16 protein-coding genes are annotated in these 21636 nt (G+C 69.8%); 10 read left to right on the plus strand and 6 right to left on the minus strand.

Translation table 11 applies throughout. The annotated features are described in order from the left end of the window. Positions 1-13: 13 nt before the first annotated feature. The 5 genes from FB390_RS15560 to FB390_RS15580 all read left to right on the plus strand — a co-directional run bounded on the left by FB390_RS15560 (position 14) and on the right by FB390_RS15580 (position 5805). Entirely contained in the window at positions 14-463 is a 450-nt protein-coding gene (locus FB390_RS15560; RefSeq protein ID WP_141809591.1) for a GNAT family N-acetyltransferase, read from the plus strand. A 192-nt stretch (positions 464-655) separates the two neighbouring features. After that, positions 656-2617: a magnesium chelatase subunit D family protein gene (locus FB390_RS15565; RefSeq protein ID WP_141811798.1), complete on the plus strand. Its 1962-nt coding sequence runs from the start codon at positions 656-658 to the stop codon at positions 2615-2617. A gap of 48 nt (positions 2618-2665) precedes the next feature. Then, entirely contained in the window at positions 2666-3280 is a 615-nt protein-coding gene (gene cobO / locus FB390_RS15570; protein WP_141809592.1) for a cob(I)yrinic acid a,c-diamide adenosyltransferase, read from the plus strand. Between the two features lie 37 nt (positions 3281-3317). Next, the gene (locus FB390_RS15575; RefSeq protein ID WP_141809593.1) at positions 3318-5090 is read left to right on the plus strand and encodes a cobyrinic acid a,c-diamide synthase CobB; all 1773 of its coding nucleotides are present in this window, start codon (positions 3318-3320) and stop codon (positions 5088-5090) included. A gap of 334 nt (positions 5091-5424) precedes the next feature. Then, complete coding sequence (locus FB390_RS15580; protein WP_141809594.1) at positions 5425-5805, plus strand: cobalamin biosynthesis protein; 381 nt, start codon at positions 5425-5427, stop codon at positions 5803-5805. 237 nt (positions 5806-6042) lie between these two features. Here the strand turns inward: FB390_RS15580 and FB390_RS15585 are convergent, their stop codons facing one another. Both FB390_RS15585 and FB390_RS15590 read right to left on the minus strand, forming a co-directional pair. Next, positions 6043-7158, minus strand: a complete 1116-nt coding sequence (locus tag FB390_RS15585; RefSeq protein WP_246124039.1) for an Rv3169 family protein — start codon at positions 7156-7158, stop codon at positions 6043-6045. Beyond that, a complete protein-coding gene (locus FB390_RS15590) occupies positions 7155-8285 on the minus strand; it encodes a phosphotransferase family protein (RefSeq protein WP_141811800.1) in 1131 nt (376 codons plus the stop codon). Before FB390_RS15590 ends, FB390_RS15585 begins: the two co-directional genes overlap by 4 nt. Positions 8286-8616: 331 nt before the next feature. On the opposite strand from FB390_RS15590, the gene FB390_RS15595 reads away from it, so the two are divergent. Next, on the plus strand, positions 8617-9972 hold the full coding sequence (locus FB390_RS15595) for a DoxX family protein (protein WP_141809595.1): 1356 nt from the start codon (positions 8617-8619) through the stop codon (positions 9970-9972). A gap of 1363 nt (positions 9973-11335) precedes the next feature. Here FB390_RS15595 and FB390_RS15600 read toward each other — a convergent pair. Next, positions 11336-12799: an MDR family MFS transporter gene (locus tag FB390_RS15600; protein ID WP_141809596.1), complete on the minus strand. Its 1464-nt coding sequence runs from the start codon at positions 12797-12799 to the stop codon at positions 11336-11338. 454 nt (positions 12800-13253) lie between these two features. Here FB390_RS15600 and cobA point away from each other — a divergent pair, with 454 nt between their 5' ends. Beyond that, the gene (gene cobA / locus FB390_RS15605) at positions 13254-14519 is read left to right on the plus strand and encodes a uroporphyrinogen-III C-methyltransferase (protein WP_425465868.1); all 1266 of its coding nucleotides are present in this window, start codon (positions 13254-13256) and stop codon (positions 14517-14519) included. Between the two features lie 214 nt (positions 14520-14733). Continuing rightward, complete coding sequence (locus tag FB390_RS15610) at positions 14734-16194, plus strand: MFS transporter (protein ID WP_141811802.1); 1461 nt, start codon at positions 14734-14736, stop codon at positions 16192-16194. A 9-nt stretch (positions 16195-16203) separates the two neighbouring features. Here the strand turns inward: FB390_RS15610 and FB390_RS15615 are convergent, their stop codons facing one another. Further along, positions 16204-16617, minus strand: coding sequence for a PPOX class F420-dependent oxidoreductase (locus FB390_RS15615; RefSeq protein ID WP_141809597.1), 414 nt, complete (start codon positions 16615-16617; stop codon positions 16204-16206). Positions 16618-17056: 439 nt separating this feature from the next. Next, positions 17057-17788 carry a DUF7873 family protein gene (locus FB390_RS15620; RefSeq protein ID WP_141809598.1) on the minus strand — a complete coding sequence of 244 codons (732 nt, stop codon included), beginning with the start codon at positions 17786-17788 and terminating at the stop codon, positions 17057-17059. Between the two features lie 313 nt (positions 17789-18101). Between FB390_RS15620 and FB390_RS15625 the strand changes: the two genes are divergently transcribed. Together FB390_RS15625 and FB390_RS15630 are read left to right on the plus strand one after the other, a co-directional pair. Continuing rightward, entirely contained in the window at positions 18102-18737 is a 636-nt protein-coding gene (locus FB390_RS15625; protein ID WP_141809599.1) for an HD domain-containing protein, read from the plus strand. 581 nt (positions 18738-19318) lie between these two features. Continuing rightward, on the plus strand, positions 19319-19996 hold the full coding sequence (locus FB390_RS15630) for an NADPH-dependent F420 reductase (protein WP_141809600.1): 678 nt from the start codon (positions 19319-19321) through the stop codon (positions 19994-19996). A 564-nt stretch (positions 19997-20560) separates the two neighbouring features. On the opposite strand, the gene yaaA is transcribed toward FB390_RS15630, so the two are convergent. After that, positions 20561-21304 (minus strand): peroxide stress protein YaaA, encoded by a 744-nt coding sequence (gene yaaA / locus FB390_RS15635; protein ID WP_141809601.1) that lies wholly within the window; start codon positions 21302-21304, stop codon positions 20561-20563. Positions 21305-21636 lie beyond the last annotated feature (332 nt).

Raw genomic sequence — 21636 nt, forward strand, 5'->3', positions numbered from 1 at the left:
ATAGCAAGGCGCGATGATGTCAACGGTTGCTCTCAAACGGTCATGGGCGCAGGATCTCGACACGGCGACCCTGTATCAGCTGTTGAAACTTCGCGTCGAAGTCTTCGTGGTCGAGCAGAAGTGCGCCTATCCGGAGTTGGACGGACTCGATCTGCTTCCGGAAACGCGGCACTTCTGGCTCGACGACGAAGGTGAGGTCATCTGCACCCTGCGTCTGCTGGAGGAGCACGAGAACGGCGTCAAGTCGTTCCGTATCGGCCGCCTCTGTACCGCCGTCCCGGCCCGTGGCCACGGCTACACCACCCGCCTGTTGCAGGCCGCGCTCGCCGAGGTCGGCTCGGCCACCGTGCGGCTGAACGCGCAGACCTACCTCGTCGACATGTACGCCAAGCACGGCTTCCAGCCGGACGGCGAGGAGTTCGAGGACGACGGCATCATGCACATGCCGATGCGGCGCGGGTAGATCGCGGAGAAGCCGGCGGCGCGTAGATCGCGCCCGAGAGTGGCTCGAAGGCGCGAATGGGAGTGATGTCCGCGCGCGTACGCGTCCGGACCGGGGCGGGTGGACAGCCGTCGGACGGTTGGGCGCGTGTGCCGGTCGGGGCGGGGCGGTAGTCCTCGAACGGACGGGCGCGCCTAGTCTGTTGGCGTGTCCTTGTCCCGTGTAGAAACTGCACACTCGTCCCATTCCTCTCGGGTAGACGCCGAGGCAGGGTTTCCGTTCTCCGCGGTGGTCGGGCAGGAGCGCCTGCAGCTGGCGTTGATCTTGTGCGCGGTGCATCCCGGCATCGGGGGCGTGCTGGTGCGCGGTGAGAAGGGAACCGCGAAGTCGACCGTCGTGCGCGCGCTGGCGCACCTGTTGCCGCCGGTGGTGGACGAGACGGGGGCGCGGCCCGCGCGGCTGGTCGAGCTGCCGGTCGGCGCCACCGAGGACCGCGTGGTCGGATCGCTGGATCTGGAGCGCGTGCTGCGCGACGGCGAGCAGGCGTTCCGGCCCGGTCTGCTGGCGGCCGCGCACCACGGCGTGCTCTACGTCGACGAGGTGAACCTGCTGCACGACCACCTGGTCGACGTGCTGCTCGACGCCGCGGCCATGGGTCGCGTGCACATCGAACGCGACGGCGTCTCGCATTCGCACCCCGCGCGCTTCGTGCTGGTCGGCACCATGAACCCGGAAGAGGGCGAGCTGCGCCCGCAGCTGCTGGACCGGTTCGGGCTCACCGTGGACGTGGCCGCCTCCCGCGATGTCGACGTGCGGATGGCGGTGGTGCGCCGCAGGCTCGACTACGAGGCCGATCCGGCGGGATTCGCGGCCCGCTACGCCGCCGCCGACCGGGAGATCGCCGAGCGCATCCTCGCCGCGCGCGACCGGCTCCCCGAGGTCGCGCTCGACGACGTGGAGCTGCGGCGGATCGCGGCCCTGTGCGCGTCCTTCGACGTCGACGGCATGCGGGCCGACCTCGTGGTGGCGCGCACCGCGACCGCGCACGCGGCCTGGCGCGGCGGCGACGCCGTCACCGAGGAGGACGTGCGGATCGCCGCGGAACTCGCACTGCCGCACCGGCGTCGGCGCGATCCGTTCGACGAGCCGGGCATCAGCGAAGAGCAACTCGACGAAGCCATGAAGGAAGCGGCCGCCGAGGCCGACCGTGCCGAGGAGCCCACGCCGCCAAAGGAATTCGATTCGGACGATTCCGAGGGTGATCGCGGCCCCGAGGATCCGGACGACGGACCCGACGCGCCCCCCGAAGGCCCCGGCGGCGGACCCGCGCCGCGCGAAGGACGCACCGGCACACCGAGTCCCGGCGCGGCCAAGCCGCCGCGCTGGGAGGTTCCCGGCGTCGGCGAGGGTGCGCCGGGCCGCCGGTCCCGCGCGCAGACGAGGCACGGCCGGGTCGTCCGCTCCACCACCGAGACCAGTTCGGGTCTGCATCTACTCGGCACCGTCTTCGCCGCCGCGCCGCACCAGCGCGACCGTGGCCGGGTGGACGGTCCGCTCGCACTCGCCGCCGAGGACCTGCGCGGCGCGTATCGCGAAGGGCGCGAAGGCAATCTGGTCGTCTTCGTGGTCGACGCGTCCGGCTCCATGGCGGCAAGGGACCGGCTCTCCGCCGTCACCGGCGCGGTGGTCAGCCTGCTGCGCGACGCGTACCAGCGCCGTGACAAGGTCGCCGTGATCACCGTGCGCGGGCAGGACGCCGAACTCGTGCTGCCGCCGACGTCCTCGGTCGACATCGCGGTCCGCCGCCTCGCCGGCCTGCGCACCGGCGGCAAGACCCCGCTCGCCGCGGGCCTGCTGAAGGCGCGCGAGGTGATCCAGCGCGAGCGCGTGCGCGACCCGCGCCGCCGCCCGATGCTGGTGCTGCTCACCGACGGACGCGCCACCGGCGGAGTCGATCCGGTGCCGCGGGCCCGCGCCGCCGCCGGGCTGCTCGCCAAGGACGCGGTCACCGCGATGGTGGTGGACTGCGAGCGCGGCATGGTGCGGCTCGGCCTGGCGACCGAGTTGGCGGGCGCGTTGCGCGGCGGTTATGTGCGGCTCGCCGAGTTGACCGGCTCGGCTGTCGCGGACATCGTCCGCGCCGGATCCGGCGGCGGCTCGGCGCGCGCCGCCTGATGATCGTGGCTCCGCTCCGATCGAGTTCATGAGGCACAAGGAGATTCGATGCCCAAGGGTGTGCCGGAGACGGTTCCGGACGATGGACTGACCACGCGGCAGCGGCGCAACCAGCCGGTGCTCGCGGTGCACACGGGTCCCGGCAAGGGGAAGTCGACCGCGGCGTTCGGGATGGCGCTGCGGGCCTGGAACCAGGGATTCGACGTCGCCGTCTTCCAGTTCGTGAAGAGCGCGAAGTGGAAGGTCGGCGAGGAGGCGGCGTTCCGCACCCTCGGGCGGCTGCACGAGGAGACCGGCGCGGGTGGCGCCGTCGAGTGGCACAAGATGGGTGAGGGCTGGTCGTGGACCCGCAAGCACGGCACCGAGGAGGACCACGCGTCCGCCGCGCTGGCGGGCTGGCGGGAGATCGCACGCAGGCTGGCCGCCGAGCAGCACCGTTTCTACGTGCTCGACGAGTTCACCTACCCCCTCAAATGGGGCTGGGTCGACGTGGACGAGGTGGTCCGGACGCTGGTCGACAGGCCGGGGAACCAGCACGTCGTCATCACGGGCCGCGACGCGCCGCAGGCGTTGATGGACGCGGCCGATCTCGTGACCGAGATGACCAAGATCAAGCACCCGATGGACGCGGGACGCAAGGGGCAGCGGGGGATCGAATGGTGAACCGGCGCAGGGCGATTCCGCGCCGGTCGGTGGCGTGATGGGCACGGTGCCCGCGGTTGTCGTCGCCGCTCCCGCTTCCGGAAGCGGAAAGACCACTCTCGCAACGGGTTTGATCGGCGCGCTGCGGCGAGCGGGGCACCGGGTCGCGCCGTTCAAGGTCGGACCGGACTACATCGATCCCGGGTACCACGGGCTCGCGGCGGGACGCCCCGGACGCAATCTCGACCCGGTGCTCGTCGGCGCCGACCGGGTGGCGCCGCTGTACCACCACGGCGCCGCGGGCTGCGATCTCGCGGTGATCGAGGGCGTGATGGGTCTGTTCGACGGACGCATCGACGAGCACGAAACCGGACCTGTCGCAGAGGGATCGACCGCCCAGGTCGCCGGTCTGCTCGGCGCGCCCGTGGTGCTGGTGGTGGACGCGCGCGGGCACAGCCAGAGCCTGGCCGCCCTGTTGCACGGATTCGCCACCTTCGACAGCGGTGTGCGGCTCGGGGGCGTGATTCTGAACCGCGTCGGCAGTGAACGCCACGACCAGGTGCTGCGCGCCGCCTGCGCGCGGGTCGGGTTGCCGGTGCTCGGGTCGCTGCCGCGCATGGACGCGCTCGAGGTGCCGTCCCGGCATCTCGGGTTGATTCCGGCCGTCGAGCACGGTGCGGCGGCGTCGGCGGCGGTGGAGGCGATGACCGATCTCGTTGCCGCCCATGTGGATTTGGCGGCGGTGGCGGCGCTGGCGCGGCCGACTTCGGGCGGGTCCGCGTGGGATCCGGTGTCGGCCGTTCGCGAGGCGAGCGAGAGCGATTCGGTGCCAGGCGCCGGTGTGTACACGACCGGCGCGCCACGGCGAGCTGCCGGATCCTCGGCGCTCGGTGGACCAGGCAGGCCGATCGAAGGCGGTGCCACGACCGGTCCTGGCCGCGCGGGCGGCGGCGATCCGACTTCGCGGTGGCCGAGCGCGGCGCACGGTGAGGGGGCCGCCAACGACCATGGTGCCGGCACCGCACGCGCGGTCGGTGTCGGTCCGGCCGCTACCTCGGGGTGGGTCTCCGCTGAGCCGGTGGGTTACGGCGAGCACGTCGATGGCGCGGTCGCGAAGGAACCCCCTGCCACGCCGACATCGGCTGGGCCGGTCTCGGACACCATCGGCCGTGACAGCGTGGGTGAAACCGGACGATGTGGCGACGGTCCCGTGATCGCCATGGCGGGTGGGCCCGCGTTCACCTTCGGCTACGCCGAGCATCGCGAACTGCTGGTCGCGGCCGGGGCGCGGGTGGTTGTCTTCGATCCGTTGCGTGACGAACTTCCCTCGGGGACAGCGGGTCTCGTGCTGCCCGGTGGATTCCCCGAAGAACATGCCGCCGACCTCGCTGCGAACACACCTCTGCTCGCCGCGGTCCGCGCACACGCTCGCGCGGGGCTGCCGATCCACGCCGAATGCGCTGGCCTGCTGTACCTCACCCGATCCCTCGACGGCCACGCCATGGCGGGCGTCGTCGACGCCGACGCCGAATTCGGCCCGCGTCTGACCCTGGGTTACCGCGACGCCGTCGCGCTGGCCGATTCCGCGCTCTGGCGCGCGGGGGAGCGGGTGCGCGGGCACGAATTCCACCGCACCCGACTGGTCACCGCAGGGCCGGACGCTCCCGCCTGGGGCTGGCGCGACGGCTCGGGGGCTCGCGTCCGGGAGGGCGCGCTGGTCGGGCGCGTGCACGCCTCCTACCTGCACACCCACCCTGCCGGGAATCCCGCGGCGACAGCCCGGTTCGTCGCCGCCGCCGACGACTACGCTCGCACCGATGTCGCTCGCTGAGCTCCACCGGTCAGCGCCACCAGCGATTTGCGCGGAGAGGATCAAGGCCCGCCCCGCAGCGGCTGCATCAGGGTATTCGGTTGCGCATTCTCACCGCCGTCCACCAGGCCTGCGCTGATGTCTCCCGCTGAGCTCCACCGCCCGGTCGCGGTCGGCGTCGGTATGCGGCCGGGGACCGCGGCCGCCGCGATCCTCGGGGCGGTGCGGCACGCGGTCGGTGGCGAGCCGTTCGTCTGCCTTGCTCCCAGCCACTTGCGCCGAGAGCGGCCGAGCACGTCGGCTGAAACGCGTACCCGGCCGTGCACTTTCATCGCCGCCCACCAGGCCTGCGCTGATGCCTCCCGCTGAGCTCCATCGCCCGGTCGCGGTCGGCGTCGGTATGCGGCCAGGGACCGCGGCCGCCGCCATCCTCGGGGCGGTGCGGCACGCGGTCGGCGACGAGTTCCCGGCCTGCCTCGCCACCATCGACCGGCGCGGCGACGAGCCAGGCCTGCGCGCGGCGGCGGCGGAACTCGGTGTTCCGGTGCGCACCTACACCGCTGCGGAGTTGGACGCGGTCGCAGTGCCCAACCCGGCCGCCCGCACCAAGGCGGCGGTCGGCGCGGCCGGTGTCGCGGAGGCCGCCGCCGTCCTCGCTGCGGCCGGGGGGCCACTGGTGCGTACCAAAGAGGTGCACGGCGACGTCACGGTCGCGGTGGCGCGTCTCAGCGACTGATCGAGCACCGTGGCGCCAGCGCGGAGCTTGGTGTTCCGTACGCGCCCAGTGCTGGGGCCCTCGTCGGTCACAGGGACCCACTCCTGTGGCCGCACTCGGAGCGCCCGGTGTTGTCGAGGCGGCAGTCGTTCTCGTCGTCGGCAGGTTGGACCGAGAATTGGGCGTCGTGTCACGCCGGCGTCCACCGGCTCGATGGACCCGCTCGAGCTGGCATGCGGGAGATCGCGGATCGGCCGACTACGGCGCGACCGCAGCCCAGTCGGCGAACCCCGTGGGATCGTGGCGGCCGAGGGAGGCGTGTTCGAACAGGCCCCAACCTTCGGCCGAACCGCAGCGCGCGTGGGCGACGTGGTCGATGACGCCGTACGGGATGCGGGGGGCGATGGCCGGGTCGGTGAGGTCGTAGCGGCGGAATTCGGACCAGTCGCGGCCCTTCCACTGGCCGTGCAGCCAGTCCGGGTCGCCGCCGTAGCCGCAGCCGATGTGCAGTGGGACGCCGGTGCCGGGGGTGATCTCGACCTCCAGCGACTTGCCGTCCGGGGTAGTGAGATCGAGCCGGGCGGCGACGGGAATCCTTGTGCCCGAACGGTAGCGGATGTTGACGCGGGGCCAGCCGAGCTGTTCGGTCCGGCCGTCCGGCCAGACGCGCACCGCGTCGTTGAGGGTGCGCCTGCCGTCCGGCTCCTCCTGCACGATCACCACGATCGCGAAATCGTCGAAACGCAGCGGCACGTACAACCACCAGAAACCGCCCGAGGGCTCGGCGGCGGCGCGCCCCGCCGGCTCGGTTTCACCGACCGGCCGGATGCCCCAGGAGCGGTCGCGGGTGCCGGTCCACACCGCGGGGTCGACGGCGATGTCGGTGCCGTCCACGCTCAGCGTTCCCGCCCAGGAACCGACCTGCGCGAAGCGCGACGCCTCGATGATGGGCCGGTTGCCGGTGAGGATCAGGTGCGGCTGTTCCTGGACGGTGGGGAAGGCGCCGGTCCAGGTCATGTCGCAGCTCAGTTCGTCGTGCTCGCAGACGACGCGCAGCCGCTGCAGCGGTTCGAGCACCTCGATGCGATAGCCGCCGACCCGCATGTCCAGGCTGCGGTCGCCCAGCGCGTCGGAGAACCGTACCGAGCGCACCTCGTCGTTGCGGCGGACCGCGAGGTAGGCGTCGGTCACGCCCAGGTTCGGGTAGACGCCGAGGCCGGTGATCAGCATCGTGCCACCGTCGCGGTCGTGGGCGTTGAAGTAGCTGCGGTCGTAGAAGTTTCGGTCGCTGGTGCCGACCCTGGCCAGCGAGAGCGGCGTCTGATGGATGGGGTATTCGTCGAGGGGCGCGGGTGCGGCCATGGTGTTCCTCATGTCCAGTCGTAGGTTCCGTCGAGCAACGCCTCCAGGCTTGCCCGGTGCATCACGTAGTCGTCCCGGTCGGGAGTGTCGGTGTCCTCGCCGAAGTGGATCATCCTGCGCTTGACCCTGGCCATCACGATCCCGTGCCGCAGCGCGGCGTAGACGAGGTAGAAATCCAGGTCCCGCACCGTATAACCGGTCAGCTCTTCGTATTTCGCCACCACTTCGGAGCGGCGCAGGAAGTCCGGCAGACCCGGTTGCCCGAAGCGGGTGGCGAGATCCTGGAAGAACCGGTGGATGAAGATGATCCAGGCGATGTCCAGCTCGCGCGGACCCAAACCGGCCATCTCCCAATCCAATACGGCGACCGGCTCGAACCCGTCGTAGATGATGTTGCCGGGGCGGGAGTCGCCCCAGGACAACACGTCCGGGCCGGGGTCGGCGGGCCAGTGCGCGTCCAGCCAGTCGAAGGCGCGCTCGATCAACGGGATCGGATATCCGTCGTCGGCCAGCGCCCAGCGGTACCAGGCGCGATGCCAGTCCACGTGCCTGCGCAACGCCTGGCCCGGCCCGTCGAGCATGGGGAACCTGGCGGCGGGGTCGGGGATGGCGTGGATCTCGGCCAGCACGGCGAGGGTGTTGTCGGTCAGCAGCGCGCGTTCGGCGGGATCGGCGTCGAACAGCCAGCCGTAGAACACGTAGGGCGGGTTGTCGGCCGGAACCCGACCGTCGATCCGGCGCATCACGAAAAATGGTGTGCCGAGCGCACTCTCGTCGGTCTCCAGCCAGCACAGCGGCGGCACCGGCACGTCCGTCGCGGCCGCGACACCCTCCATCACGTGGTATTGCTTTGCCAGATCGTAGGTTTCGAAGACCGGGAAGTCGGCGTCGCTCGGGGCCAGCCGGGCGACGAACGAGCCGCCTTCGACCTGACCGCGCACGCTCCACTCCGCGTCGAAGAGCACGGAGGCGCTCGACATCCCGGAACCCTGCGGCAGCGTCAGCTCGTGCACACGCGGCCGCTCGTCGGCCGCGACCTTGCTCGCCAGCCAGCGCGACAGGTCGTCGGCGAGGCCCTGGAGATCGCGTTCGCTGATCGTGAGCTGGCGCCGCTCGGTGGGATCGGGCTCGTCGGCCATCATCGTCCTCCTGTAGTCGGGCGGCGGGCCGCCCACCACCCGGCACTTCCTCCCGGGGTACGCGAACTGTAACGCGTTCTAATTGGGTGTCACGGGGAATCGCGGGATTGGTTCGCTGACCGAACTCCAGGGTTGACACGGGTTCGCGTCATCCTTTCGGAGTATGGCGGCTACCCCGCGCGACGGAGCCGGAAATCGGGATCCCGCCGGAAGCGGCCGGGCGGTCCGCGTGGATACCGTCCTCACGGAAAGTCGTTCAGGGGAGTGAGGAGGGATCCGTGAACTCGGTGTCCGCTTGCGCGGTGGGGCTGAGCCTCGGCGGGGTGTCGCTGTGAGCGCCATCGGCACGCAGGTGCTCGAACGAGACGGCGTGGACGCGGTCGACCCGTCGCCCCGGTGGTCGCTACCGGCGCGGATCGGCTTCCGGTTCGGCTTCGTCTATCTGCTGCTGTTCTGCCTGACGTTCGCGCAAATCCTGTTCGTCTTCACCGGCGTCGCCATGCGCTGGCTGCCGGACTCGGCGATCACGTGGCAGATGAACATGGTCGAGCCCGTGGCCAGGTGGACGGGCGAGCACGTCTTCGGCGTCGACGCGGTGATTCACGAGAGCGGCAGCGGCGATCAGACCATCATCTGGGTGCTGATCTTCTGCATGCTGGTCGCCGCGGCCGTCGTCGCCGCGGTGTGGTCGGTGCTCGACCGCCGCCGCGCCGACTACGTGGTCCTCGGCCGCTGGTTCGTCGTGTTCCTTCGGCTCTGCCTCGGCGGGCAGATGCTGTGGTACGGCTTCGCCAAAGCGGTGCCGAACCAGATGCCGTATCCCTCGCTCACCACGCTGCTCCAGCCCTACGGCAACCTCAGCATGACCGACGTCCTGTGGAACCAGGTCGGCGCCTCGCCGACCTACCAGGTGCTGCTCGGCATCGCGGAGGTGCTCGGCGGTCTGCTGCTGTTCTGGCCGCGCACCGCGACCGTCGGCGCGATGCTGAGCCTGGTGAGCATGGCGCAGGTCTTCGTGCTGAACATGACCTACGACGTGCCGGTCAAGATCCTGTCCTTCCACCTGATGCTGATCTCGCTGGTGGTGCTGGCGCCGCAGGCTCGGCGTTTGGCGAATGTTCTTGTGCTGGAACGTCCTTCGGAGCCGACCACGCAGCCGTCGCTGTTCCGCTCGGTGCGCGCCAACCGGATCGCCGCGGCGTTGCAGGTGGCACTCGGCCTGTGGACGTGCTCCGGCGCGGCCTACACGGCCTGGGACGGGTGGCACGAATATGGTTACGGCGCACCGAAACCCGCACTCTACGGGATCTGGAACGTCACCGAGTTCACCGTCGACGGTCACCCGCTTCCGCCGTTGACGACCGAGCCGACTCGCTGGCAGCGGCTGGTGTTCGACCAGTTCGTCACCAGCTATCAGCGGATGGACGGGACCTTCGTGCCGATGCTGGCCGACGTCGATACCACCGCGGGCACCATTACGCTGACCGCGCCGCCGAGCTCGGCGGAGGCGCAGCCGGGGCCGGTGGCGACGTTCACCTTCGAGCAGTCCGCGCCTGATCGGCTCGCGTTGCGTGGGGATCTTGGCGGCAGGACGGTTACGTTGACGTTGGAGGAGTTCGACCTGGATGAATTCCCGTTGCGTGGACCGCGGTTCCATTGGGTTCAGGAGTTTCCGAACTTGAATTGATTCGGTTGGGTCAGCTGGAACCGATTTCGCCGGGGCAGCGGTGGATTGGCTTGGCGTGGTCGGCGCTGGTTGGCCTGGCGGGGTCGGCGCTGAAGGTCGGAGGGCGGCCTTGAGCTGATCCGGGAACGAGAGACTCGCCGACGGCACCTACCGTCCGCTGCCGTACCACAGTTTCGGTGTCGACGCGGTCGGCGCCGCGTTCGAGGAGGCTCTGCGGTCGACCCGCCTAGGTCGCATCGCCCTCGACCTCACCGGCGAAAAACCGCCGGTGCGCAGGGGCAGCGGCTGATCCATCCGAGGGAGTCGGCGGTGGACCGAATGGCTTGGGGCAGCGGTCGACTGGGCCGGTGGGTGTCGACGATCTGACACGGTTTCATGCGGATGTTGCGTTTGGGCGAGTCCCAATGCAGTGCTGCGGGTTCCGAACCGGTGTGACGGCTGCCGGGTGCTTGGGTTCCGTTCTGTGCGGGGGTTGTGGTGGGGGTGACGGTTTTTCAGTGTTGCGGGTGCCGAGGACGGTGTGCCTGCTGCCGGGTGATTGGGTTTCGTTCTGCGCGGAGGTTGCGGTGGGGTGACGGTTTCCAGTGTTGCGGGTGCCCAAGGGGGCGCGCCTACCGGTGTTTTCGCCCAACGTTGCGGGTTTTGAGGGGGCGCGCCTACCCAGGTTTTCCTCGGAGCAGTGCTGGGCGCGTCGTGTGCCGTACCCGGCTTACCTCCCGCAGTCAGGTGCGCGGGGGTTCGGTTTCCGGCGTGGTCATCTGGCTGTGGTTGCGTCTAGAGAGTGCAGCGGAAAGAGTTCTTCGGCCGGTCGCCTCGGGAGGGCTGTTGGTCTGTCAAGGGCCCAACCACCATTTGACTACCGTCGATAGTGAAATGGATTCGACGGTAGTCAAATGGTGGCTTTGCAAGATCGAATAGCAACCATTTGACTACCGTCGATTTTCTCCAGGGCTGATCCGGTCAGATTGGTGCCGACCTGAGGCGGCCGGGTTGGACCCGAAGTAGTCCGGCCAGGTCGGCCGGTCAGCTGACTCGCGCGGGTGGCGCCGAACTGAGCTGGCGGTTGGAAGCCAGTGCTGAATCGGCCGAGTCGCTGATGAGCTGACGCGGCGTGGTTGGTGCCGAGTTGAGCGGGGTGGGTTGGCCGGTGCTGAATTGGCCGAGTCGCCGATGAGCTGACCCGGCCTGGTTGGTGCCGAGTTGAGCGGGGTGGGTTGGCCGGTGCTGAATCGGCCGAGTCGCCGATGAGCTGACCCGGCCTGGCTGGTGCCGAGCTGAGCGGGATGGGTTGGGCCAGAATTGAACCGGCCGGGTCAGCTGTCAGCTGACCCGGCCGGATCGGTGGGTGGGGAGGTCGGGCGGATCAGCCCTTGATCAGTTCGACCGCGTCCTGCTCGGTTTCGTGCGATTCCTCCGGCGCGTGCGAGCGGCTCGGCAGCAGAACCGCCATCACGATCACGACCAGCGCCAGCGCGGCGGAGACGCCGAACGCCAGGCGCATGCCGTCGAGGTGGGCGGCGACCGGGTCGGTGCCCTCGTCGATCAGCGTGGTGCTGCGGGCGGACATGACGGTCACGACGAGGGCGGTGCCGAAGGCCGCGGCGACCTGCTGGAGCGTGCCGAGCATCGAGCTGCCGTGCGAGTAGAGGTGCTGCGGGAGCGCGCCGAGCCCCAGGGTGAAGACGGGGGTGAACGCCGCGGCCAGCGACACCATGAGCAGGATGTGCAGGCCGAGCAACTGCCAGTACGGCATGGTCATCGAGATCTGGGTGAAACCGGCCAGCGACGCGGCGATGCCGATCGAACCGGGGATCACGAGGACGCGGCCGCCGAAGCGGTCGAACAGGCGGCCGATGGTCGGGCCGAGCAGACCCATGGCGAGGCCGCCGGGCATGACGAGCAGGCCCGTCGCGAGGGGGCTCAGGCCGCGCAGGTTCTGCAGGTACAGCGGCAGCAGGATCATCGAGCCGAGCATCGCGAGGAACGCGATCGACATGAGCAGCAGCGCCTTGGCGTAGGTGCCGATCAGCAGGATGCGCAGATCGAGCAGCGGCGTGCCGGTGCGCTGCAGCCGCAGCTGGCGGGCGGCGAACACGCCGATGAGGGCGAGTCCGACGGCGACGATCAGCGCCGGGGTGGCGACGTTGTCCGCCTCGAACCGGCTGAGTCCGTACACCAAGCTGCCGAAGCCGATGGCGGCCAACGCCACGCTGGACACGTCGATCGCGCCGGTCTGCGTTTCGCCGATGTTCTCGAGTCGCCGCAGCCCGAACCAGGTGACCGCGCCCGCGATCGGCAGCACCAGCAGGAACAGCCAGCGCCACGAGCCGACCTGCAGCACGAGTCCGGACAGGACCGGTCCCATGGCGGGCGCCACCGAGATGGCGAGTGTGACGTTGCCCATGACCCGCCCGCGATCCTGCTCCGGCACCACCGTCATCAGGGTGGTCATCAGCAGCGGCATCATGACCGCGGTGCCGCCGGCCTGGACGATCCGCCCGAGCAGCAGCACCTCGAAGGTCGGAGCGACGGCCGACAACGCGGTGCCCGCGAGGAAGACGCCCATCGCGATCGCGTAGGCGCGGCGGGTGGTGACCCGCTGCAGGAACCAGCCGGTGGCCGGGATGACGGCCGCCATCGTGAGCATGAACGCGGTGGACACCCACTGCGCCGACCGCTCGGTGACCTCGAGGTCGGCCATCAGGCGCGGAATCGCGTTGATCATGATGGTCTCGTTGAGGATCACCACGAAGGTCGCGAGCACCAGTAAGAGGATGACGGTCGGCGTCCGCCGCCCGGTCGGACTGGCGGATTGCACGGCTGACATCGGTTACCTCCGGGTGTTCGTGAGCGAAAGGCGAGGGGCTTGCCCTGAACCGAGTCACCACCGTGTGTCTCGGCCTACAGGAGAAGAGACGGGGATAGTCCGGTCAACTCATCGGGCCGCGCCAGTGTTCCAGTCGCCTCCGACAAGAATCAGCCGAATTTCCCGCGGCCGCGTCCGTGGAGCACGGACGAAAATGCCCTTTCACCAGCCGCTTTCGCTCGCCGATGACCGTCGCGGTGACGCTCGTCACATTGTCTCGGATCGGCCTGCGGACGGGCCGAACTCGGCTCGGCCACGCTGGGAACAGCCCACCGTTTGCCGGGGTGCGCGGGAGTCCCAGTGCCGTCTCGCTTCTCACCGCACGGTTTCCACCGCGGTGCGCCAACGCTCGATTCGGCGCTATTCGCGCCTCTGATTGCCGGTGCGTCGCGGGCAGGCCGTAGGCTCGAACACTGTGCCGAACACGTCAGACAACGCCGAGGAACAGGCGGTATCCCAGTCCGCCGCCCACCCAACGGGCGACCCGAACTACCTGGTGGGGCTCGATCTGAACGGCCGCCGCGTCGTCGTGGTCGGCGGCGGCACGGTGGCTCAGCGTCGGCTCGGCCTGCTCATCGCCTCGGGTGCGGACGTGCACGTCATCAGCCGCGAGGTCACCCCAGCGGTCGAGGGCATGGCCACCTCCGGGCAGCTCACCATCACGCTGCGCGCCTACGCCGACGGCGACTTGGAGGGCGCGTGGTACGCGATCGCCTGCACCGACGAGCCGGAGACCAACGCCGCTGTCGTCGAGGAGGCCAACCGGCGCCGCGTGTTCTGCGTGCGCGCCGACGTCGCCCGGCTCGGCACCGCGGTCACTCCCGCCACCGCCCGCTACGACGGTCTCACCCTCGGCGTGCTCGCCAGCGGACAGCATCGTCGCTCGGCCGCGGTGCGTACCGCGCTGCTCGAGGCGCTGCAATCCGGTGTGGTGACCGATGATTCGTCGCCCGTCACCCCCGGCGTCGCGCTGGTCGGCGGCGGACCCGGCGACCCGGACCTGATCACCGTGCGCGGCCGCAGGTTGCTGGCGCGGGCGAACCTGGTCGTCGCCGACCGCCTCGCGCCACCGGAGCTGCTCGCCGAACTCGGACCCGACGTCGAGGTCGTCGACGCGGCGAAGATCCCGTACGGCCGCGCGATGGCGCAGGAGGCGATCAACGCCACGCTCATCGAGGGCGCCAAGGCGGGCAAGTTCGTGGTGCGGCTCAAGGGCGGCGACCCGTATGTGTTCGGTCGCGGTTACGAGGAGCTGGAGGCCTGCGTGGAGGCGGGCATTCCGGTGACCGTCGTTCCCGGTGTCACCAGCCCTATTTCGGTACCCGCCGCCGCGGGTATCCCGGTGACCCACCGCGGGGTCACGCACGAGTTCGTGGTGGTCAGCGGGCACGTCGCGCCGGATCACCCGGATTCGCTGGTGGACTGGCCCGCATTGGCTAGGCTGCGCGGCACTCTCGTGCTGATGATGGCGGTGGAGCGGATCGAGCAGTTCGCCGCCGCGTTGCTGGACGGCGGACGTCCCGCCGACACCCCGGCGACCGTCATCCAGGAGGGCACGCTGCGCACCCAGCGAGTGCTGCGCGCGGACCTCGGCACCGTGGCCGCGCGAGTCCGCGAGGAGGGAATCCGCCCGCCCGCGATCGTGGTGATCGGCCCGACCGCGGGCTTCTCCGCGGGCTAGCGCCATCGGACCGGCTCGCGCACCGAGAGTCGGGTCTCGTGCGCTCACGTCGTCGCGCCGCGGCCAGTCTTCCGACGCCGCACAGCGCGAACGGCGCCGTGTGGCGTGCGAGAGCTTCGGGTGAAGCGGGGTTCGGCCTTCACTGCGGCCGGGGACGAGGCGTCTCGGCTATCAATTACAGTGACTCCCTGTGCTCCATAATCCCGCTGCGACGATGCAGTACCCGGTGACGCAGCGGGCCTTCGGGCTCGCGATCCTAGTCTTGAGCGGGCTGCAGCTCATGGTCGTGCTGGACGGCACGGTGGTGATCTTCGCGCTGCCGCGTCTGCAGGATCAGATGGGACTGACCAGCGCGGGCAGCGCGTGGACTGTCACCTCCTACGGACTCACCTTCGCCGGACTCATGCTGCTCGGCGGCAGGCTCGGCGACGCCTTCGGACGCAAACGCATGCTGATCTACGGCGTCGGCCTGTTCACGCTCGCCTCGCTGGCGTGCGGGCTCGCGCAAGGGCCCGCGATGCTGATCGCGTCCCGCGCGGTGCAGGGCGCCGGCGCGGCGGTCGCGGCGCCCGCGGCATTGGCCCTGGTAGCAACGACTTTCGCGCCCGGTAAGGCGAGGAATCAGGCGATCGCGATCGTCGGCTCGATGGTCGGCATCGGCTCGGTCGGCGGCCTCGTGGTCGGTGGCGCCCTGACGCAGCTGTCCTGGCGCTGGATCTTCCTGATCAACGTGCCGATCGGCCTGCTCATCGTGCTCGGCGCGGTGTACTGCCTGTCCGACACCGCCCACCACCGCGTGACCCTGGACGTGCGCGGCGCCGTGCTCGGCACCCTGGCCTGCGCCGCGATCGTCTTCGGCGCCACCGAGGGACCCGCGATGGGCTGGAGCAGCCCGATCATCATCGGCTCGCTGATCGGCGGCGCGGTGCTGCTCGTGGTGTTCGTGCTCGCCGAGCGCAATGTCGACAATCCGCTGCTGCCGTGGTCGCTGTTCGACAGCCGCGACCGCGTCACCACCTTCCTGCTGATCCTGCTCGCCGGCGGTGTGCTCGGCGCGATGACCTACTTCGTCGCGCAGTTCCTGCAGAACGTCGTCGGCTACGGACCGCTGGAAGCGGGCGTGGCATCGATCCCGTTCACGGTCGGCATCGGCCTCGGCGGGGCGATGGCGTCGAAGCTGGCGATGATGGTCGCGCCGCGCTGGCTGCTCGCGAGCTCGGCGGTGGTGCTCGCCCTCGGCCTGCTGTTCGGTTCGACGCTGGAAGGCGACGTGTCCTATTGGCCGACGCTGCTGATCCTGCTGATCGTCATCGGATTCGGCGTCGGCGTCGCGATGGTGGTCGCGCCGCTGTGCGTGCTGGTCGGTGTGCCGCCCAACGACATCGGTCCGCTCGCCGCGGTGGGACAGATGTTCATGAACCTCGGCACGCCGCTGGCGATCGGCGTGCTCACCCCGATCGCGGTGTCGCGCACGCTGTCGCTGGGCGGCAAGACCGGCAAGGCCTCGGATATGAACTCGGCGGAGATCGTCGCGCTCGGCAGCGGGTACACGCTCGTGCTAGCCGTCTGCGCGGGCGTCGCGGTGGTGATCGGCGTGGTCGCGTTGACGCTGCGGTTCACGCCGCAGCAGATCGCGCAGGCCCACCACGCCCAGGAAGAAGCGCAGCGGGCCTGAGCTCGGGTCTCATAGCCTGCCCGCCACCTTGCGCGGGGTGACGCGGACGATGACCCGTTCGGCGTCCTCGACCGAGGCCGGGTTGAAGTCGGCGTAGTTCTTGCCGGTGTACTTCAGCGAGAGCTCGTTGGGCAGGGTCTTGTCCGGATCCGGTGTGAGCGTGGCGGTGCCGCGGATCTCGGCGTAGACGTAGGGGTTCTCCGGTGGGTTGATCAGCACCGTCACCCGCGGGTCCCTGGCCAGATTCTTGGCCTGCTGACGCTCCACCGTGGTGGAGAACAGCAGATCCTCGCCGTCGCGCTTCAACCAGATCACGGTGAGGTGCGGTTGCCCGTTCGCACCGATGGTGGCCACCGTGGCGAACACCTTGGACTCGTCGAGGTACTTCTTCAGGTCGTCGGAGAGCACAGCTGTACCGGTCATGTCTCGGGGGAACACCCGGATGCGGTCGCGCATTCCCCGATGTCGTGAATCCGCGACCCGGGCTCCAACAGCTTGTCGCGGAACGGCTTCGGTTGGTCGAAACATGGAAGACCCGGGGGCTTTGCCCGCCCCCGGGCCTCGGTGTGCCGCCCATGTCGCCTACCGGTGTCGGTGGGATCGGATCACTCTCACCGCGACGCGTCCTACGTTTGGACCACCTCCGCATGGGCGCGGAGAGCGGGTTTTGAACCCGCACCTCGTCGCTTCGCGTCCTCTCCTCGAGAACCGGTCGTCGGCGGCGAATACTCAATCTGGAGCGATAGTCTGAGTTTGCGCCGCGGCCCGCCGCTCGGCGGCAGGCCCGTGGCTTCAGGCTGATCTTCAGGTTGAGCTTGCGCTCTTCGCGCATCCCCCGCGGCGCGGGGGAGTTCTCGGGATATCAGCGGAACAGGTAGTCGAAGATCACCTTGCCGGTCTTGCGGTCGGTGACCTCGGTGGCGTTGGCCTCCTCGCGGGCGAACTTCACCGCCTGCGCCAGCTTCTCGATCCGGCCGACCACCTCGTTGACCCGCCGCGCGGGCAGCGCGCCGGAAAATTTCACCGTCGTCCAGTAGCCGACGGCGATGTCCTCGTAGTACACCTCGACCTGGGCCGGGTGCTTGTCGGTGGCCTCGGCCTTCACGTGGTTGCGCGGCACCTTCTTGGTGCGGATGGTGCGGACCGGCTCGGTGCGCCAGGTGTCGGAGGAGTCGTCGAATCCCCAGGCCTCGGCGGCGTCGAGCACCGGGAGCCGCTTGACGAAGGTCAGTAGATCGGCGAGCTGCTTCTCCAGGAACAGCAGGTACGGCACCGGGACGTCGTCCAGGATGGTCTCGCCGTCCACCACCACGTCGGCCGCGGCGGTGCGGTTGGCCCAGTCCTTGGTCGCGGTCACGTCGAACAGGCGGGTCAGCGTGGCGGCGGTCTGCCGCAGCACCTCCTCGGACTTCACCTGCACCCGCGTCGCCTCCGGCGGAAGCTGTTCGCCCTCTTCGTCCTTCGGCTGGTAGGTGCGGGTGATGCCGGCCAGCAGCGACGGCTTCTGCAGCAGGTTCTGGGTCTCGGCGAGCTCGCGCAGCGCGCCGCTCTTCACGCCCTTCTCCACCGCGATGATCTGATTCAGCTTGGTCATTCGTCCTCCCCGATCGCGCCACAGCGATGTGCCCGGACGCTTCCGATTCGTATTGGGCGACGCCAGTTTTCGGATCCCCCCGTCGTCGCTGTGGTGACGGTACCGGTGAGGTGGTCGACGACGCATCTCATTTTCCGGGCTGGTAGGCGCTGAGGTTTCGGGTAACCGAGCGGCTGTCGCGGTGGCGGGGTCCATTGCTGGCCGCGGTGGTTCGGGTGCCGCGGTAGCTCGGGGTATTCGGTAGCAGTGTGCGGTGACGAAGTCCATTGCTGGAAGCGTTGTCGGCGACGGTGCCGTGGAGAAGACTGGGCGGATGTCACCTGAGGTGGAGCGGGAGCTGCTGGAGCGGTGGACGGCGCTGGCCGGTCGGGCGGCGGAGCCGGTCGGGGAGGACCTGGTGCGCAGGTACGGCGAACCGCATCGGCGCTATCACACCGTCGAGCACCTGGCGGCCATGTTGCGCGTCATCGATGAGCTGGCCGACCAGGCCGACGACGCGGCGGCCGTGCGCTACGCGGCGTTCTTTCACGACGCGGTGTACGCCGTCGACCGCGCCGACAACGAGGAGCTCAGCGCCGAACTCGCCGAGGTGATGCTCGAGAACATCGGTGCATCAACCGAACTCGTGCGCGAAGTCGGACGGCTGGTGCGGCTCACGAAATCCCACGAGCCCGCGCCGGAGGATCGCAACGGCGGTGTCCTTTGCGACGCCGATCTCGCCGTACTCGCCGCCGACGAAACCGGTTACGCCGCTTACGCGGCCGCGGTCCGCGCCGAATACGCCCACGTGCCGGACGACCTGTACCGCGCGGGCCGCACCGCCGTCCTCGAAAGCCTCGCCCGCCAGCCACACCTGTTCCACACCGAAATCGCTAGGCGCCGTTTCGAATCCACCGCCCGCGCCAACCTCCGCCGCGAAATCGCCACACTGGCCGATCAACCCCACTGAGCCGCAGCGCCGCCCACTGTTCACCCGGTTCAGCCACGGAGTTCGGAGGATCGGTGGCGCTGAGGTCGCCACCGGGTTCGCCTGCGCGGTACGCAGCCCATTCGTCCGCCCCGGGGTGTGGCCTCTCCGAAGAGTTCGGACGGTCTAGCGGACCTTGTCGCGGTGCACGCCCGGTCGCACGCTTTGGGGTGCTGTGGCGTCTGTGAAGAGTTCGGACGGTCTAGCGGACCTTGTCGCGGTGCACACCTGCGCGCACGCTTTGGGGTGCTGTGGCGTCTGTGAAGAGTTCGGACGGTCTAGCGGACCTTGTCGCGGTGCACGCCTGCGCGCGCGCTTTGGGGTGCTGTGGCGTCTGTGAAGAGTTCGGACGGTCTAGCGGACCTTGTCGCGGTGCACGCCCGGTCGCACGCCTTGCGGCGTTGTGGTGTCTGTCAATAGTGCGGGCGAGTCCGGGTTGCCACCCTTGTCGCGGTGCACGCCCGTGATGTCTAACTAAGGCGACGCAGTGCGGCCGGTACGGAGTGGCGTGGCGCGACGCTGTTTACGGAACAAGCCTGGGGCGCAGATGGTTTCATCCCCGCATGACGACGATTGGATTGATCGGTAGCGGGCACATCGGCGGCACGGTGGCGCGCTTGGCGGTGGACGCCGGGCTGGATGTGGTGCTGAGCAACTCGCGCGGGCCGGAGACGTTGGCGGAGCTGGTGGCCGAGCTCGGTCCGCGGGCGCGCGCGGGGACCGCGGCGGAGGCGGCCGCGGCGGGTGACATCGTGGTGGTCACCGTGCCGTTGAAGAATTACAAGCAGGTACCGGTGGAGCCGTTGGCGGGCAAAGTCGTGATCGACACCGGCAACTACGCCCCGGCTCGCGACGGCAACTTCCCGGAACTCGACGCGGGCGAGTCGACGACGAGCGAACTGCTGCAACGACATCTGCCCACATCCAAGGTCGTCAAGGCGTTCAACAACATCTTGTTCTCGCACTTGGCCGCGCTCGGCCGCCCGGCCGGCTCCGACGACCGCTCCGCCCTGCCCATCGCGGGCGACGACGCCGAAGCCAAAGCCGCTGTCGCGCAACTACTCGACACGCTCGGCTACGACACCGTCGACGCCGGTCCGCTCCGCGAGAGCTGGCGCTCGGAGGTGAACACCCCGGTCTACGGCGCCCCTTACGCCGCGGGCAGCCCCTTCTGGGAACACGACCCCGCGCCCGCCCCGGTCGAGACCATCCGGACGGCCCTCGCCGCCGCCGAACGCTGACCGGCCGGGCCTGCGCCCGCCGAATAAGAAGTTCCGTGCGGCTAGCAGCGACTGCGGCGCTGCCGAGCCGATCTGCGCCTGCCCAGGCGGCCCGACCCCACTCGGCAGCACGCGCTGCATCACCCGCGGCGGGTGCGAATCGGCGGGAGAGAAATGGTCGTTGCGGTCGGCGATTCGTCCGCCATTTCTCTCCTGTCAGATCCATTTCTCTATCGACGCGAGAGAAATGGCGGCCTGCGCTCAGGGGCGGGCGCGGGCCGGGTGGGCGCCGCGGGCGATGACCGGGTCGTCGGTTCGGCCCGGCGTGCCCGCCCAGGGGCGGACGAGTTGTGCGGCATCAGCGGGCGCCCGGCGCTGACGAGCCGAGCCGCACCGGCCCAAGTCGAGGCGATGCCGTCAGCACTCTGGCGGTCCAAGTGCTTACCGGTCGGGCGCGTACCAGTGCTCGCGAGTGATCTCGGGGGCTTTCGCCGAGTTGGTGAACCTGTGCCGAACCGGAGTCAGCGAATCGTATGCGCGGTTGCCGTGCGTCGATCTGCGCAGCGCCAGTCCGCTCCGAGCACCTCAGGTGATGATGAGAAGTTCGGTGGGAGAGGCGATTTCGGTGCGGAGTCCGGCCTTCTCCGCGACTCGTGCCACGCCGCGGATGTCGGTCGGTTCGGCGCGGGTCAGGACGAGGGCGCGGGCCAGCAGGCCCTTGTGGTGCTTGTTGAAATGGCTCACCACGGTGCGGGTTCCGTCGGGGTGCTCGGTGAGGACGTTCGCGGTGACGGCGTCGGGGACGCGGCCGAGTTGCTGGTAGGTGCCCGAGCGCAGGTCGACGACGAGATCGCCCGCGGCTTCGGCGACCAGGGCGTCGGGCAGGACGTCGCGCCAGACAGCCGAGAGGGTGGGGAGGCCCGGCAGCTTGGAGCCGCCGGAGAGGCGGTAGGCGGGGATCGGGTCGCCCGCGCGCACCGCGCCGAACAGTGCCGACCCGATGCCGAGCCGCGCGTACGCCTTGGCGCGTTGCGCCTTCGTGAAGGACTTGGCGTCCAGCGCGTCGTAGAGCACGCCGGTGTAGCGCTCCAGCGCGGGCCGAGTCGCGGCCGTACGCAGCGCCGAGTTCCTGGCGATCTCGGCGTCGGCCCCCTTGCCGAGCCCGAGCGCGGCACGTGAGGCGTCCGGATCGGCGGCCAGCTGCACCAGCTCGGTCACCAGCTTGTCGCGCACCGGGGTGAGCTGCGGCATGGCGAGCAAGTCCAAGTCCAGGGGCCCGCCCGCGCCGCCGTCGGACTTGGTTTCGGAGGGAGGTAGCAGCACCAGCACGAGCCGATACGGTACCGGCGTGAGTCGCCGCGAACCGGAGCCGGTAGCCCGCCGCGCCACCACGGCCCGGCAGCGGCCCGCCCCGGCGAGGCCGGCGCAGGACCGCGTCGCTGTCGCAGGACCGCGTCCACTGCGCAGCAGGGCGCCCGCCCGCCGCAGCCTGAGATTCACGACTCCCGGCAGCTTCCCGCCGCCGCGGCACGTCGTCTACCGTCGCGGCACGGCGCCCGCCCGCCGCAGCATGAGGTTCACGGCTCCCGGCAGCCTCCCGCCGCCGCGGCACGGCGTCCACTGCCACAACCTGAGGTTCACCGCCGCAGCATTGGGCGCAC

This window comes from Nocardia bhagyanarayanae (genome assembly GCF_006716565.1).
GTDB lineage: Bacteria > Actinomycetota > Actinomycetes > Mycobacteriales > Mycobacteriaceae > Nocardia > Nocardia bhagyanarayanae.

What these genes read in the sequence shown, in the direction of transcription:
- FB390_RS15560 (WP_141809591.1), top strand. Translation starts at nt 14, where the DNA reads ATGATGTCAACGGTTGCTCTCAAACGGTCATGGGCGCAGGATCTCGAC.
- cobO (WP_141809592.1), top strand. Translation starts at nt 2,666, where the DNA reads ATGCCCAAGGGTGTGCCGGAGACGGTTCCGGACGATGGACTGACCACG.
- FB390_RS15575 (WP_141809593.1), top strand. Translation starts at nt 3,318, where the DNA reads ATGGGCACGGTGCCCGCGGTTGTCGTCGCCGCTCCCGCTTCCGGAAGC.
- FB390_RS15580 (WP_141809594.1), top strand. Translation starts at nt 5,425, where the DNA reads ATGCCTCCCGCTGAGCTCCATCGCCCGGTCGCGGTCGGCGTCGGTATG.
- FB390_RS15585 (WP_246124039.1), bottom strand. Translation starts at nt 7,158, where the DNA reads ATGAGGAACACCATGGCCGCACCCGCGCCCCTCGACGAATACCCCATC.
- FB390_RS15590 (WP_141811800.1), bottom strand. Translation starts at nt 8,285, where the DNA reads ATGGCCGACGAGCCCGATCCCACCGAGCGGCGCCAGCTCACGATCAGC.
- FB390_RS15600 (WP_141809596.1), bottom strand. Translation starts at nt 12,799, where the DNA reads ATGTCAGCCGTGCAATCCGCCAGTCCGACCGGGCGGCGGACGCCGACC.
- FB390_RS15610 (WP_141811802.1), top strand. Translation starts at nt 14,734, where the DNA reads ATGCAGTACCCGGTGACGCAGCGGGCCTTCGGGCTCGCGATCCTAGTC.
- FB390_RS15615 (WP_141809597.1), bottom strand. Translation starts at nt 16,617, where the DNA reads ATGACCGGTACAGCTGTGCTCTCCGACGACCTGAAGAAGTACCTCGAC.
- FB390_RS15620 (WP_141809598.1), bottom strand. Translation starts at nt 17,788, where the DNA reads ATGACCAAGCTGAATCAGATCATCGCGGTGGAGAAGGGCGTGAAGAGC.
- FB390_RS15625 (WP_141809599.1), top strand. Translation starts at nt 18,102, where the DNA reads ATGTCACCTGAGGTGGAGCGGGAGCTGCTGGAGCGGTGGACGGCGCTG.
- FB390_RS15630 (WP_141809600.1), top strand. Translation starts at nt 19,319, where the DNA reads ATGACGACGATTGGATTGATCGGTAGCGGGCACATCGGCGGCACGGTG.